The following is a 13,642-nucleotide window of genomic DNA, read 5'->3' as shown; positions in this document are numbered from 1 at the left end:
TCAAGTGTTGCGCCCGCGGGCGTCGACGGGCCAGGAGGCGACGCCTCCGCCGGCGAGCAGCACGCGGTACTCGTCGGCGAGGTTCACCGCTGTGCAGACGTGGTTGGGCACGATCCGCACGCGGGTGCCGACGGACAGGTCGACGCCGGTGATCGTCGCGTGGTGCTCCGAGAGCACGGTGACGCGCGCCTCCGGGAACGCGGGGAGCCTCCCGAAGCCGGTCGACGCGGCACCGCGGTCGGAGGAGAGCACCTTGCTCCCCGCGTCGGCGATGAGGTGGTCGTGGCGGCGCGAGACGATCGTCGTGAGCACGGTGACGGCGACCGACTCGAGGCCGATCGTGCCCATCTCCCACTGCTGAGCGTCGCCGAGGGACGAGACGCCCGGGCGCAGCTCGGTCAGCACTCCCGCGTCGGCGAAGGCGGCGGAGGGGGTCGAGCCGCCGCTCACCACCCGCGCGGCTACGCCGGAGCGGGCGAGGGAGTCGACGGCGGCCGCGAGGGCCTCGGCCTCGTCGCGCGCCGCGGACTCCCGGTGATCGAGGGCGTAGCTGTGGCCGGGGAACGTGAAGACACCGGCCACGTCGAGACCCTCCGCCACTGCCGCGGCAGCGACGGCGCCGGCGTCGAGGGGCAGGACACCGCTGCGGTGGTGCCCCGAGTCGATCTCGACGACGACCTCGAGAGCCGAGCGCTCCGCCTCCGGGATCGCGGCGGCGAGACGGGCGGCCGACTCGGCGGAGTCGACGCCGACCCGCACCCGCGCGCTCGCCAGCACACCGCGGAGGCGGGCGGTGCGGTCGGCGTCGAGCCAGAGCGGGTAGGCGATGAAGAGGTCGCGCGCACCGCCCGCGGCGAACACCTCCGCCTCCGACACCGTCGCGACGGTGAGGCCGACCGCGCCGGCGGCGAGCTGCCTCCGCGCGATCTCGACCGACTTGTGGGTCTTGGCGTGCGGGCGCAGCGCCAGCCCCCGCGCGTGGGCGGAGGCCGCCGTCGCGGCGATGTTGCGATCGAGGACGGCCTCGTCGAGGACGAGGGCGGGAGTCGGCAGGGAGTCGAGGCGGGCGTCGGCGGTCACGGGGCGATCCTAGGCCGGGCGCCGAGCAGAGGATCCGCCCGGCCGGAGAACGCGCTCGTGTCGCCTCCGGGACGCCGGAGCGGGAGAAGTGCCTCTAACGTGGGGGGCGGGATCGTCGAGGGGAACCGGATGCAGGAGCGCGACGCGCAGCAGCACCTCGCCGACTCGCACGCCCGGGCGGACGCCTTCGGTCGCGGGGTGCTGACCGCGACCTGCTCCGTCCGCCACTCCCGCGGCCTCGACGTCGTGTTCGTCCTCGACCGACCGGACGCCGACTTCCAGATCGGCATGGGCGCAGCCTCGGAGGACTTCGGCTCGATCCTCGCGATCGGGATCGACCGCCAGGGCGACCGGCTCCGCGCCTCCGCCACGCACACCGTCGCCGGCAAGCGCCGGACCGTCCCGGTCCGGGTGGTGTACCACTCCGGCTCCGTCATCGCCGTCGAGGCGAGCCCTCTGCCGCTGCGCGACCGGCCCGCCTCGCTGAAGTGCTGGTCGTTCGTGCGCTCGGGAGACGAGGAGCACTACTCCGACGTGATCGGCTTCGTCGCACCCTCGCTCGCCGAGCTGCCGACGGTGCCGTTGAAGACCCGGCCGCGCTAGAGCTGTCGAACCGGCGCTAGCCGCAGTCGATCCGCCCGGGCAGCGGCGCGAGCGGCAACCCCTCGACGACGATCACCCGGCCGTCGAAGGCCGAACCTCTGAGGACGCGGGACTCGCCGAGGCGGGCTCGGAGACTTCGGGCGTGCGCCGAAACAGCTGCAGCGAGGCCCGCGTCGATGGCACCCGGGACGCTCAGCGCGGCGAGGAGCCCGGTGAGCGCCTCCCCCGTCGCGGAGTCGTCGTCGAGGACGTCGGCTCGGAGGATGCGGTTCGACCGTCGCTCGAGGAGCGGAGCGGGAGCGGTCGGGGCTCCTCGGAAGTGCGACATCGGCCTGTCCCCTGTCTCTCGTCGTCAGTGACGTCGGCAACAGGGTCTAGGCCGCCGACCGACACGTTAGACCCGGAGCGCGGCACTGCACCAGACCCAGGACGGGTGGATACCGGGCGGCGGAACCCCTGCCGATCACGGGCCGGAACGCCACCCCCTTCTTTTCCGACGGACGTTCCCTTTCCCTCGGCGTCCTCCATCTGCGACACTTGCCGGACTGACCGCCCCTGCCCTCGGCGAGACCGCTTCGACGAAGGGCCTTCCGCATGGGCGTCCTGCACTACGACAACCGCAGCTTCGAGTTCGACGACCGGATCCTCACGCACCTGCAGATGGTGGTCGGCCTGAAGCTCCGCCGCTCGGAGAGCGGCTACCTGACCTGGGTGCCCAGCCGCGACACCGGAACGGGACGGCAGGCGGTCTGGATCGCGACCGGGGTGGCGCTGCACTTCGAGTTCTCGGGCAGCCGGATCCCCTCGCTCAACCGCGAGTGGATCGAGCAGCTCGTCGCGAGCTCGAACAGTGGAATCGGGCTGAACCTCTCTGACGACCGGAACCGCGAGCACGCCATCGCGGCCTGAGGAACACGGGGTAGGCTTCGCTGCAGCGTGCGCGCCCTGAGACCGCGGAGATACGTCATCGACCGATGATCGAAGGTTCCCGTGATGTCCACCCTGCTGACACCCCCGCTGCGCGACCGCTACCGTCGATTCTCGTGATCGGCGAACTCACCCCCGCTCCCGGAGGCGGCCACGAGCGGGACCTCGACTCGCTGCTGACATCCTTCGTCACCCTGCTGCCGGTCGAGGACGCCGCCGCGTCCGCCCTCGGCCGCCCTTTCGACATCGAGACGCTGGTCGCGAGCAGCTCGCGCGCGGCGGGCCTCGACGGAGCGCAGATCGACCTCGGCGAGGGCCCGAGCTGGAACGCCTACCGCACCCTCCGTCCCGTCAGCATGCGGGTGGATCACGACCGCGAGCTCTGGCCGTTCTTCGCCTCGACCCTGACCCGGGTCGGGGTGTGCTCGGTGCTCGCCGTCCCCCTCCTCGTGGGCACCCTGAGCATCGGTGCGGTCTCGCTCTACAGCGACTCCGCCGTGATGCTCGAGGCCGAGCAGCTGCGCCTCGCCGCGAACCTGTCGACCCTCCTCGCCCGCTCCGTCGTCGCCCGGGCGCTCGACGAAGCCGACAGCGGAGTCGCGGTGCGAGACCCCTCGCTGTCGCGCCGCGAGGTGCACCAGGCTACCGGCATGGTGATCGCCCAGACCGGGTCGACCCCGGAGGAGGCGCTGCTCACCATCCGCGTCCACGCATACACCGCGGGCCTGAGCGTGCGCGAGGTCGCCGCCCGGATCGTGGAGCGCCGGCTCGACTTCTCGCCCGATCGTGGCGGACCGGATCACGGCACTCCGGATCGTGGCGGAACAGACCCGAAAGTAGGATGACCCCATGGCTGGTTCCGTGCGCGAGCAGATGCTCCTCGAGACTCTGACGATCGTCGCCGACACCCTGGTGGACGACTTCGACGTCGTCGACTTCCTGCACGATCTGGTCGATCGCTGCGCCACCCTCTTCGACGCCGTCGACGTCGGCATCGTCCTCGCCGATCGGCACGGCCAGCTGGTCGTGATGGCCTCGACCAGCGAGCGCCTCCGCCTGATCGAGGCGCTGCAGCTCTCGGCGGGCGAGGGACCCTGCGTCGAGTCGTACGAGCAGGGATCGGTCGTGACGGCCGGGACGCTCGACGAGATCATGACCCGCTGGCCGGCCTTCGCCCACGGCGTGAACGACTCCGGCTACCACTCGGTGCACGCGGTGCCGCTGCGCCTGCGCCGCGAGACCATCGGATCGCTCAACTTCTTCCGCGACAAGCCCGGCACGCTCGACCCCGCCGACGTCCCGGCCGCGCAGACCATCGCCGACGTCGCGACCATCGGGCTCGTCCAGGAGCGCGCCGTGCGCGAGGCGTCGCTCGCCCGCGACCAGCTGCAGCACGCGCTCGACGCCCGGGTGCTCATCGAGCAGGCGAAGGGTGTCATCGCGCACAGCCGCAACGTCGACATGGAGGCGGCGTGGTCGATCCTCCGTGAGCGCGCGCGCTCGCGGCAGGCGCGGGTCACCGACGTCGCGCAGGGCGTGATCGACGGCGTCATCGTGCTCTGAGGCCGGGAGCGCTCAGGCGGGGACGTACTCGACGAGGGGCTCGGGGACGCCCGCCGCGGGCCCGGCGCGCCCGGGGCCGCGCGTTCAGCCGAGGACCGGCGCGGCCACGGGCGGAGCGACGCCGAACGCCGACACGTCCTCGGTGGTCGTGCCGTCGAGGGCCAGCTCGGCGAGGACGCGGCCGAGGGTCGGCGTGAACTTGAAGGCGTGGCCTGCGCCGAGGCCGACGAGGATGTCGGGGTGCTCGTCGAGCGGGCCGAGGATGAAGCGCCGATCGGGGGTCAGCGCGTACTGGCAGGTGAGCGTCCGGAGGACCTCGCCGCTCGCGGGCACGACCGCGGCCAGGAAGGCCCTCAGCTCGTCGAGCAGCCCGGGTGAGGGCGCGAACGTGCGCTCGTCCGGCGACATCAGGTTGTCGGAGACGTCGCGCGCGGCCTTGATCGTCGGCTCGCCGTAGGTCGGGAAGCCGTAGAAGCAGTGCTCGTCCTCCCAGATCCACACGGGGAAGCGCTCGCGGTCGAAGGCACCCGGGTCGCTCGGACCGAAGTAGCTGACCTGCTCCTGCATGGTGACGAGCGGGATCTCGGCGCCGAGCGGGGCGAGCAGGGCGTTGGTCCACGCATCCGCCGCCACGATCACCTTGCCGGCGTGCACGTCGCCGCGAGCCGTGTGCACGACGACGCCGTCGTCGACCGGGGTCAGCCGCTCGACCGGGGTGCGGTCGCGGAGCTCGGCGCCGTGCTGCCGCGCCTGCATCTGCAGCGCGGCGACCGAGCGCGAGGCGTGCACGATGCCGGAGTCGGCGGTGTGGACCGTCTGCGTGGCGGCGGGCAGCACGAACTGCGGCCAGCGCGCCGCGACCTCGGCCGGCGTGAGCAGCTCGAACGGGACGCCGGTCTCGGTGAGGCTCGCGCGGAACGCCTCCGCCGAGTACGGGCTGCCGGGCGGGAAGAAGACGACTCCGCCGGTGACGCTGACGAGGGTCTCGCCCGAGACGGCCTCGAACTCGGCCCAGTCGCGGTAGGCCGCCTGGGCGAGGCGCACGTACTCGGGGGCGCCGTAGGAGGTGCGGATGATCCGCGAGGTGTCGTGCGACGCGCCGCGCACGTGGCCGAGCTCGAACTGCTCGAAGGCCACGACGCGGGCTCCGCGCCGGGCGAGGTGGTAGGCGGCGGCGCTGCCGATCGCGCCCAGGCCGACGACGGCGACATCGACGTGCTCCATGCGGTGACTGCTCTCTCTGGTCGGTGCGGGGTGGGATCACTGTAGGAAGTGCGGGAGCCGCGATGGGTAGGGTGCGTACTGAGAGCAATCCACCGTGCAGTGGATTGCCGATCCTGCGGACGGAGTGAGCGGTGACGATGCGCGTGACGGCCGCCCTCCGGGTGGTCCGGCTGCTCGGCGAGCGTCCCGACCCGACGATCCCGCTGGCCGTCGGTGCGATCGCGGAGGCGCTCGGCGCGCCCCTCAGCGGCACCTCGCGACTGTGCGCGGAGCTCGAGCGCTCGGGCCTGATCGAGCGCGGACCGGCCTACGGCAGCTACCGTCTCGGCCGGGCCGCCGTGCGGCTCTCGGGTCGCGCCGCCGCGCCGTTCGCGCGGACGCTGCGGTTCGCGCTCACGCTCGCCGCGCAGCAGACGGGTGAGACCGTCGTGCTGGCCGCCGGGTCCGCGCCGTCGCCCCGGGTCGTCGCCGGCATCACGTCGTCGTGGACGCTGCACGCGCCCGCGGAGGTCGGCGAGGCGATCACCGACGAGTCCTCCGCGATCGCGCTCGCCGGCGACGGCCGGGGTGCGCCGTCCGAGTCCGCGTCGGGCGGGAGCGTCGAGATCGCGACTCCGCTGCTCACCCCGGCGGGCGAGTGCGTCGCGGTGCTCGCGGCGCGGCTGCCCGCGAACCGGCTCGCCGAGAACGGGCCGCGGATCAGGCGCGCCCTCGCCGTGGCGCGCACGAGCATCGAGGCGCGCCTGGGTGAGCCGGGCGCCGTGCGAGCGGCGGCGGAGGCGGTGCCCGCGCCCTCCGCGATCGGGGCGGCCCTGCGCCTCCTGCAGCACCTCGCCGACGGGCCCGACACGGCGGCCGGAGCGTCGGCGGCGGCCGGGCTCCGCCGCGATCGCGCCGTGCGGCTGCTCGACTCGTGCGTGCGAGCGGGCCTTGTCACGTCGACCGCCGGCGAGTACCGCCTGGGCTGGATCGTGCACGGCTGGTCCCGCGCCGCCACGGCGGCCCTCCTCGTCGACGGAGGCGGGCCGCTCGTCGCGGAGACCGCCCGGCGACTCGGAGCGTGCGGCTTCATCACCGTCCTCGCGGGGATGCGCAGCCTCACCGTCGTCGAGGAGCTGCAGCCGCCGGGTGCAGGGCTTGCGATGATCCCGTGGCTGGGCCGCGCCCATCCGATCGTCGGCTCGGACGGCGGGCCCACGATGCTGATGGACCTCGAGGAGGACGAGCTGGGGCTCCTCTTCCCCGCCCGGCACACCCCGCGGGAGCTGGCCCGCCTCCTGCGCCGGAGGCAGCGGGCGCGCCGCGACGGAGTCTTGACGATGGAGGCCTACGACGCTGCCGGCATGACCTCGGTGTCGGCACCGATCCGCGACGCGAGCGGCGCGGTGGTCGCGGCGGCGTGCCTCGTGGGGATCACGGAGGACGTGCACGCGCGGCGGGCGGACTTCGAGCGCGCGGCGGTGGAGCTGGCGGCGGGGGTGACGGGGCTGCTGAGATGAGCAGCGGGCAGCGAGCGGCGCCCGAAACGAAAGAACCCCCGGTGCGTCACGGTTCACGCCCGGAGAGGCACACTGGGGGAATTCGTTCGTAGATTACCACTCGTGAATCCGACCGGCGAGACCCGACGGTGAGCCCGACCTCGTCCGAGCGAAGAGCGCTTCTTCGAGCGATCTCACCCGACCGCCTCGGAACGTACCGCGCGGAGGGCACGCGATCCGGGCGCGATTCGCTGGTGCTGTACCTCTGGGACCGCGACGTCGCCGCGGCGGCGATGGCGGACATCGCGATCCTCGAGGTCGCCCTGCGGAACGCGATGAGCGAGGCTCTCGAACGCCGAGCGGGGCGTCCCGACTGGTACAGCGAGGACGTCGGGCTCGACAACCGCTCGCTGGCGGCTCCGTCCCGCGCATGGCAGGACGTCCCGGCGAACCGACGCACGCCCGGGCGCGTGGTCGCGCAGCTCATGTTCGGGTTCTGGCGGAATCTCCTCGAATCAGGAGGCGACATCGGCACAGGGCCACTCAGGCGGCCGGTCAGCTACGAGACGCTCTGGCGAGACGATCTGCACACCGCGTTCCCCGGCGGACGGGCCGTCGCCGCCTCGGAGGGGGCGCACTACACGCGGACCTGGACCCTCCGCGTCCTCAAGGACATCCATGCTCTTCGGAATCGGGCGGCGCACCACGAGCCGATCCTGACGGGCATCCCTCTTCCGGGCGAGGGACGACGCATCAGTGCGGGGCAGGGCTCTCGCGCGTGCCTCACCCTTGCGTCGATCCTCGACAGGGACCTCGCGTCCTGGCTCCGCGGCAACAGCCGACTGGCTGACGCTCTCGCCGCAGAGCCGACGGCCTAGCGCAGGTCACCCGGCTCACGGCGTCGTCGCCATCAGGCGCAGGCGGCAGGCCAGCTCGAGCGCGAAGCGCGTGTCCGGGTCGTCGAGGTCGAGGGCGAGGGACTGCTCGATCCGGCGGATGCGGTAGTTCACCGCGTTCGGGTGCAGGAGGAGCACCTCGCCGGCGCGCGCGAGGGAGTTGCGGTTGCTGAGGTAGGCCAGCAGGGTGCGCACCGAGATGGCGGAGCGCTCGGCGCCGAGCGCGTCGAGCGGCGCGAGCACGTCGTCGAGCAGGGCGCGGCTGAGGGGAGAGGCGTAGAAGTCGAGCAGCACGCGGCGGAGGCCCGTCACGTCGGTCACCTCGATCGCGCCGAGGCGGCCCGCGGCGACGGCCGAGCCGGCGGTGATGCGCGCCTCCGTGGCCGACTGGCGGAGGCCGGAGGCACCGGACTGCGGGGTGCCGAGGCCGACGGTGAAGGTCCAGCCCTCACCCGCGAGGGCTGTGCCGTGCGCGACGAGGCGCTCGACCACGTCGCGGACCCGCCGCTGGTGGTCGGGGGCGCCCGACTCCTCCGAGGCGACGACCACGAGGTCGTCGTGGAAGACGGCGAGGTGCCAGGTCTCGTCGCGGCCGTCGGTGAGCTGGAAGGCGTTCAGCTCGAGGGCCGCGATGGGGGCGGCGGGCAGGCGCCGCTCGGGGTCGTCGCGGTGGCGCGGGGTGATCCAGGCGGCGGCGTGCGCGAAGGCGACGGGCAGTCCCGCGCGGGCGGCGTCGACGGCGAGCGCGTCGATCCGGGACGATTCGGCGAGCAGCAGCTCGACGACGAGGTCGGCGCGGGAGCGGGCGGGGCCGAAGCGCAGCTGCGACTCGCGCTGCAGGGCGCGCGAGAGCAGGGCGGCGACGACGGGCAGGGCGATCGCGACGGCGGTCTCGGCCTGGTCGGCGACGAGGCGGCCGACCGCGACCTCGCCGATGCAGACCGCGTCGGAGTCGGTCCAGGTGACGGCCGGGTCCTCGATCATCCGCAGGGTGACCCCGAGTGCGGCGCTCGCGGCGTCGAGCACGGCGGAGCGCGCGTCGAGCGGCTCCCCCTCGCCGGATCCGGGGCCGCACGCGGCGGCGGCCACGGCGATCGCGTGCTCCGCGCGGCCCAGCGCCTCGGCCGCACCGCCGCGCAGCAGCCGGTCGATCGAGACAGCGAGCTCGGAGGGGGCCGCGTTCGCGGTGAGCACGGGCAGCGCACCGCGGTCGGCCAGCGAGCGCGATGTCGCGGCGAGCGTGATCTCGCCGACGAACAGCAGCGCGGCGACCTCGGCGGCGATCGCGCGGCGGATCACGATGTCGAGCTGGTAGGCCCGCGGCTGCTCGGCGCCGTGCAGGACGATCACCAGGTGACCGGGCGAGGCCCGGCCGACGTCGTCGAGCGCGAGCATCTCGACTCCGCTGAGCGCGACTCCGTCGACGGCGCCCGCGCGGCAGACCATGTCGAACTGCTCGCCGTGCTCGAGGACGTGGGCGAGCGATGTCTGTGCCATGAGAACAATCTGCCGCATTTCCTCATGCTGTCGGCACATTCCGTCCGGCCATCGGCCTGATTAGCCTCGAACCATGAGCTTCACGCCCTCCGCCGGAACCACCGCCGTGCGCCTGATCACCCGCGACGACGTCGCTTCCCTGGCCGCCGGCTGCGCCGTCTTCGGAACCGGAGGCGGCGGATCCGTGCACGGCTCGCAGCTGTCGGTCGAGAACGCGATCGAGGCGAACGGGCCGGTGAGGATGATCGGGGTGGAGGATCTCGGACCCGAGGACGCGGTCATCATCCTGTCGGGGATGGGCGCCCCCTCCGTCGGCATCGAGATGCTCGGCTCGAGCAGCCAGGTGCACACGCTGCTCCGCGAGGTGGAGCGGCTCGTCGGCCGGCCCATCACCGCCGTCATGGCCGCCGAGATCGGCGGCAGCAACGGAGTCGCCCCGGTCGGCTGGGCGGCCGAGCTCGGCCTCGCGGTGCTCGATGCCGACGGCATGGGCCGCGCCTTCCCCAAGGCGACGATGATCTCGATGAACGTCGCGGGCCTGGCCAGCGAGTTCGCGGTGATGAGCGACGTGGTCGGCAATGTCACGGTGCTGCGGACGATCGACATCGCCTGGCTCGAGCGCCACGCGCGGGCCTTCACGGTCGCGGCCGGCGGCATCGCGCTCGGCGCCCACTACCTCCTCACCCACGAGACGGCGCCCGGCGCGGTGATCGAGGGCACGGTGAGCCGCGCGATCCAGGTCGGCCGCCGCCTCCTGGGCTCGATCGACCCGGTCGTCGACATCGCCGAGGAGCTCGGCGCCGCCGTGCTGATCGGCGGCAAGGTGATCGACATCGACCGCAGCACCGAGGGCGGCTTCACCCGCGGCTCCGTCACCATCGACGGCGTCGGCGCCGATCGGAGCCGCATGGTGCGGGTCGAGATCCAGAACGAGAACCTCGTCGTCATCGAGGACGGCGGCGTGGTGGTGAGCGTGCCCGACCTGGTGACGATCCTCGACTCCGAGACCGGGGAGGCGATCTCGACCGAGATGCTCCGCTTCGGGCAGCGGGTGAGCGTGCTCGCGTGGGCGTGCGATCCGCTCTGGCGGACACCGCGGGGCATCGAGCTGGCGGGGCCGGCGGCGTTCGACTTCGACTTCGAGTACGTGCCGTTCGACGGCGCCGCCACGGAGGTGGCCCGATGAGCGCCCGCGACCTCTCCGTCGGCATCGACGTCGGCGGCACCAACACCGACGCGGTCGTGCTCGACGCCGACGGCGCCGTGATCGCCTGGACCAAGCAGGCCACGACCGAGGACGTCACCGGAGGCATCCGCGCCGCCCTCTCGGTCGTGCTGGGCGAGCTGGGCGAGGGCCGCGAGCGCGTCTCGCGGGTCATGCTCGGCACCACGCACGCCACCAACGCGATCGTGCGGCGCCGCGACCTCGGCCGGGTGGCTGTGATCCGGCTCGGAGCGCCCGCCTCGACCGAGTTCCCCTCGCTCTCGGGCTGGCCCGCCGACCTCCGCGAGACCGTGCTCGCCGGGGCGCTGCTCGCCGGCGGCGGGCACCTGATCGACGGCTACCCGATCTCACCGCTCGACGTCGACGGCATCCGCCGGTTCCTCGACTCGCTCGAGGGCCGGTTCGACGCGGTCGCGGTCTGCGGCATCTTCAGCCCGTCGTTCCCGGAGCAGGAGCTCGAGGTCGCAGCGCTCGTCGCCGACCACGTCGGGGTCGACGTCCCCGTCTCGCTCAGCCACGAGATCGGCGCGCTGGGTCTGCTCGAGCGCGAGAACGCGACGGTGCTGAACGCGGCGCTGCACGGCATCGCCCGCGACGTGACGCAGGGCCTCCTGACCGTCGTCGAGGAGGAGCGGCTCGACGCGGCCACCTTCTTCGCCCAGAACGACGGCACGCTGATGGCCGTCGAGTACGCCGCGCGCTACCCCGTCCTCACGATCGGCTCGGGTCCCGCCAACTCGATCCGCGGCGCCGCGTTCCTCTCGGGCGCCGACGACGCGATCATCATCGACATCGGCGGCACGACGAGCGATCTCGGCGTGCTCGTCGACCGCTTCCCGCGCGAGTCGACGCTGCCGCGCGAGATCGGCGGCGTCCGCACCAACTTCCGGATGCCCGACATCCTCAGCGTCGGCATCGGCGGCGGGACCGTCGTCGACACCGCGCGAGGGGTGCCGACCGGCGACTCCGTCGGCTACCGCATCGCCCGCGAGGCGCTGCTGTTCGGCGGCTCGACTCCCACGCTGACGGATGCGGCCGCGATGCAGCTCCCCGGGATGATCGCGGGGCACAGCCTCCCGACCCTCGACCGCGCCGTGCGCTCGGGGCTCGGCAACGCGCTCGCCGTCGCCCAGGACCGCATCGAGTCGGCCGTCGAGCGGATGTCGCTCGGCCGCGTCGGCCTGCCGCTCGTGGTGGTCGGCGGCGGCGGGTTCCTCGTGCCCGATCGCGTGCACGGCGCGAGCGAGGTGCTGCGGCCCGGCCGCGGCAACGTCGCCAACGCGGTCGGCGCCGCGATCGCCCTCGCCGGCGGCCGCGCCGACCAGGTGTGCGACCACGTCGACCGCACCGCCGCGATCGAGTCGGCCGGTCGCGTCGCGATCGAGCGCGCGATCCAGGCCGGAGCCGACCCGCGCCTGGTCGAGATCGTCGACGTGCTCGAGACACCCCTCTCGTACTCGACGAACGCCACCCTCAAAGTCTCCGTGAAGGCCGCGGGCCCGCTGGCCCTGATCGGGAGTCCTGCACCATTCGCCCTGCACTCCCCGAAGGACGCATCATGACCGCATCTCTCCGCGCCCCGGCACTCGCCGCCGGCGCCCTCGTCTCGCTGCTGGCCCTCAGCGCCTGCTCCGCTCCCGCGGGCGACTCCGGAGGCGGCGACCCCGTCTCGGGCGGCACCTTCTCGCTCGCGATCAACGACGACCCGGGAAGCCTGAATCCCTTCACCGGCGTCTCGCTCGTGCAGCGCGCCCTGGTCACGTTCGGCTACGACTCTCTCGCCTACACGACGCCCGAGGGCGAGGTCGTGCCGTTCCTCGCCGAGAGCTGGGAGACCACTCCGACCTCGATCGCGTACACGCTGAAGGACGGCATCACCTGCGCCGACGGCAGCGACTTCACCGCCGAGACCGCGGCCGCGAACATCGCCTACCAGGCGAACCCCGCCAACGGCACGTTCTGGTTCGGCTCGAGCGTCACCGAGGACATGACCGCGACAGCCGAGGGCAACGTGCTCACGATCACCTCCGCGACCAACAACCCGTTCCTCCTCCAGGGCACCGGCAGCATCGAGATGGTCTGCCAGGCGGGCATCGACGACCCGACGACCCTGACCGACACGACGAACGGCACCTCGCTCTACGCACTGACCGCCTCGAACCCCGGCTCGGACTACACCTACACGAAGCGCGACGGCTACACCTGGGGCCCCGACGACGTGACGAGCGACACCGAGGGCCTCCCCGACGCCCTCGAGGCGCGCGTCATCACCGACGAGGCGACCGCTGCGAACCTGCTCATCTCGGGGGAGCTGAACGCCGCCTCCGTCATCGGAGCCGACCGCCAGCGCCTCGACGCCGCCGGTCTCGACACCGAGGGCGTGCTCAACCCGATCGGCGAGATGCTCTTCAACGAGCGCGCCGACCGCCCCACCGCCGACGTCCGCGTCCGCCAGGCGCTCACGCTCTCGCTCGACCGCGACGCCGTGGGCGAGCTGGTCACCGACGGCAACGCGCTCGAGTCGGTGTCGCTGGTCAACCAGATCCCGCTGACCTGTGTGGCGGGAGGCCCGGAGTGGTCGCTGCCCGACACCGACGTGGAGGCGGCGGGCGAGCTGCTCGACGAGGCCGGCTACACCGTCGGCTCCGACGGACTGCGATCGAAGGACGGCGAACCGCTCACCATCCGCTTCCTCTACGACGCGGGAACCCCCTCGCACGGCGCCGCCGCCGAGGAGGTCCAGCAGGAGTGGAACGAGCTCGGCATCACGACCGACCTCGTCGCCGAGGACTCCGCCGGCTGGTCGACCGACCTGTACCAGAGCTACGACTGGGACACCGGCTTCATCCAGCTCGCCCCGTCGAGCCCGGTCGTGCTGAGCCTGTTCTTCCTCGGTGAGACGAGCGAGAACGGCGGCTACAACTTCATGGGCGTCTCGAACCCCGAGTACAACGCCCTCGCCACCGAGGCGCTCAGTGCCGGCACCGCGGAGGAGGCCTGCGGGATCTGGAAGCAGGCCGAGACCGAGCTGATCGAGCGGGTCGACGTCTTCCCGCTCGCCGAGACGGAGTCGCCGATGTACGTCAAGGGCGCCACCCTCGAGCGCCCGGGCACCGTCGCGCCGACCACCATCCGGATGGAGGGCTGAC

At 72.9% G+C, this 13,642-nt stretch carries 13 protein-coding genes; 9 read left to right on the top strand and 4 right to left on the bottom strand.

Going from position 1 to position 13,642, the window contains the following annotated elements:
- Complete coding sequence (locus GRS96_RS06695; RefSeq protein WP_204162050.1) at positions 1-1,080, bottom strand: alanine racemase; 1,080 nt, start codon at positions 1,078-1,080, stop codon at positions 1-3.
- Between the two features lie 129 nt (positions 1,081-1,209).
- Between GRS96_RS06695 and GRS96_RS06690 the strand changes: the two genes are divergently transcribed.
- Entirely contained in the window at positions 1,210-1,683 is a 474-nt protein-coding gene (locus GRS96_RS06690; RefSeq protein WP_159988089.1) for a hypothetical protein, read from the top strand.
- A 16-nt stretch (positions 1,684-1,699) separates the two neighbouring features.
- On the opposite strand, the gene GRS96_RS06685 is transcribed toward GRS96_RS06690, so the two are convergent.
- On the bottom strand, positions 1,700-2,011 hold the full coding sequence (locus GRS96_RS06685) for a hypothetical protein (RefSeq protein WP_159988088.1): 312 nt from the start codon (positions 2,009-2,011) through the stop codon (positions 1,700-1,702).
- Between the two features lie 266 nt (positions 2,012-2,277).
- Between GRS96_RS06685 and GRS96_RS06680 the strand changes: the two genes are divergently transcribed.
- From GRS96_RS06680 to GRS96_RS06670, 3 genes are all read left to right on the top strand, one after another.
- Positions 2,278-2,592: a DUF7882 family protein gene (locus GRS96_RS06680; RefSeq protein ID WP_159988087.1), complete on the top strand. Its 315-nt coding sequence runs from the start codon at positions 2,278-2,280 to the stop codon at positions 2,590-2,592.
- A gap of 134 nt (positions 2,593-2,726) precedes the next feature.
- Positions 2,727-3,455, top strand: coding sequence for a GAF and ANTAR domain-containing protein (locus GRS96_RS06675; protein ID WP_159988086.1), 729 nt, complete (start codon positions 2,727-2,729; stop codon positions 3,453-3,455).
- 4 nt (positions 3,456-3,459) lie between these two features.
- A complete protein-coding gene (locus tag GRS96_RS06670; RefSeq protein WP_159854563.1) occupies positions 3,460-4,173 on the top strand; it encodes a GAF and ANTAR domain-containing protein in 714 nt (237 codons plus the stop codon).
- An 84-nt stretch (positions 4,174-4,257) separates the two neighbouring features.
- Here GRS96_RS06670 and solA read toward each other — a convergent pair whose 3' ends face one another.
- Positions 4,258-5,397: an N-methyl-L-tryptophan oxidase gene (gene solA / locus GRS96_RS06665; RefSeq protein WP_159988085.1), complete on the bottom strand. Its 1,140-nt coding sequence runs from the start codon at positions 5,395-5,397 to the stop codon at positions 4,258-4,260.
- A 137-nt stretch (positions 5,398-5,534) separates the two neighbouring features.
- Here solA and GRS96_RS06660 point away from each other — a divergent pair, with 137 nt between their 5' ends.
- Together GRS96_RS06660 and GRS96_RS06655 are read left to right on the top strand one after the other, a co-directional pair.
- Entirely contained in the window at positions 5,535-6,896 is a 1,362-nt protein-coding gene (locus tag GRS96_RS06660) for a MarR family transcriptional regulator (protein WP_236553680.1), read from the top strand.
- Positions 6,897-7,129: 233 nt separating this feature from the next.
- Complete coding sequence (locus GRS96_RS06655) at positions 7,130-7,753, top strand: hypothetical protein (RefSeq protein WP_159988083.1); 624 nt, start codon at positions 7,130-7,132, stop codon at positions 7,751-7,753.
- A gap of 15 nt (positions 7,754-7,768) precedes the next feature.
- On the opposite strand, the gene GRS96_RS06650 is transcribed toward GRS96_RS06655, so the two are convergent.
- Complete coding sequence (locus GRS96_RS06650; RefSeq protein ID WP_204162049.1) at positions 7,769-9,268, bottom strand: PucR family transcriptional regulator; 1,500 nt, start codon at positions 9,266-9,268, stop codon at positions 7,769-7,771.
- 73 nt (positions 9,269-9,341) lie between these two features.
- Between GRS96_RS06650 and GRS96_RS06645 the strand changes: the two genes are divergently transcribed.
- From GRS96_RS06645 to GRS96_RS06635, 3 genes are read left to right on the top strand one after another with little or no spacing between them, the layout of a single operon-like run.
- Positions 9,342-10,454, top strand: coding sequence for a DUF917 domain-containing protein (locus GRS96_RS06645; protein ID WP_204162048.1), 1,113 nt, complete (start codon positions 9,342-9,344; stop codon positions 10,452-10,454).
- Positions 10,451-12,055 (top strand): hydantoinase/oxoprolinase N-terminal domain-containing protein, encoded by a 1,605-nt coding sequence (locus GRS96_RS06640; RefSeq protein WP_159854569.1) that lies wholly within the window; start codon positions 10,451-10,453, stop codon positions 12,053-12,055. The genes GRS96_RS06645 and GRS96_RS06640 overlap by 4 nt, the downstream gene beginning before the upstream one ends.
- A complete protein-coding gene (locus GRS96_RS06635; protein ID WP_159854571.1) occupies positions 12,052-13,641 on the top strand; it encodes an ABC transporter substrate-binding protein in 1,590 nt (529 codons plus the stop codon). The genes GRS96_RS06640 and GRS96_RS06635 overlap by 4 nt, the downstream gene beginning before the upstream one ends.
- Position 13,642: the final 1 nt, after the last annotated feature.

Origin of the sequence: Rathayibacter sp. VKM Ac-2803, from assembly GCF_009807175.1 — a bacterium.
Classification (GTDB): Bacteria; Actinomycetota; Actinomycetes; order Actinomycetales; family Microbacteriaceae; genus Rathayibacter.
This window is presented reverse-complemented; position numbering and strand designations above follow the sequence as displayed.

Bases quoted from the DNA above. Each gene is read 5' to 3' on its own strand.
- GRS96_RS06680 (WP_159988087.1), top strand. From the start codon at position 2,278: ATGGGCGTCCTGCACTACGACAACCGCAGCTTCGAGTTCGACGACCGG.
- GRS96_RS06635 (WP_159854571.1), top strand. From the start codon at position 12,052: ATGACCGCATCTCTCCGCGCCCCGGCACTCGCCGCCGGCGCCCTCGTC.
- GRS96_RS06670 (WP_159854563.1), top strand. From the start codon at position 3,460: ATGGCTGGTTCCGTGCGCGAGCAGATGCTCCTCGAGACTCTGACGATC.
- GRS96_RS06690 (WP_159988089.1), top strand. From the start codon at position 1,210: ATGCAGGAGCGCGACGCGCAGCAGCACCTCGCCGACTCGCACGCCCGG.
- GRS96_RS06660 (WP_236553680.1), top strand. From the start codon at position 5,535: ATGCGCGTGACGGCCGCCCTCCGGGTGGTCCGGCTGCTCGGCGAGCGT.
- GRS96_RS06640 (WP_159854569.1), top strand. From the start codon at position 10,451: ATGAGCGCCCGCGACCTCTCCGTCGGCATCGACGTCGGCGGCACCAAC.
- solA (WP_159988085.1), bottom strand. From the start codon at position 5,397: ATGGAGCACGTCGATGTCGCCGTCGTCGGCCTGGGCGCGATCGGCAGC.
- GRS96_RS06645 (WP_204162048.1), top strand. From the start codon at position 9,342: ATGAGCTTCACGCCCTCCGCCGGAACCACCGCCGTGCGCCTGATCACC.
- GRS96_RS06685 (WP_159988088.1), bottom strand. From the start codon at position 2,011: ATGTCGCACTTCCGAGGAGCCCCGACCGCTCCCGCTCCGCTCCTCGAG.
- GRS96_RS06650 (WP_204162049.1), bottom strand. From the start codon at position 9,268: ATGGCACAGACATCGCTCGCCCACGTCCTCGAGCACGGCGAGCAGTTC.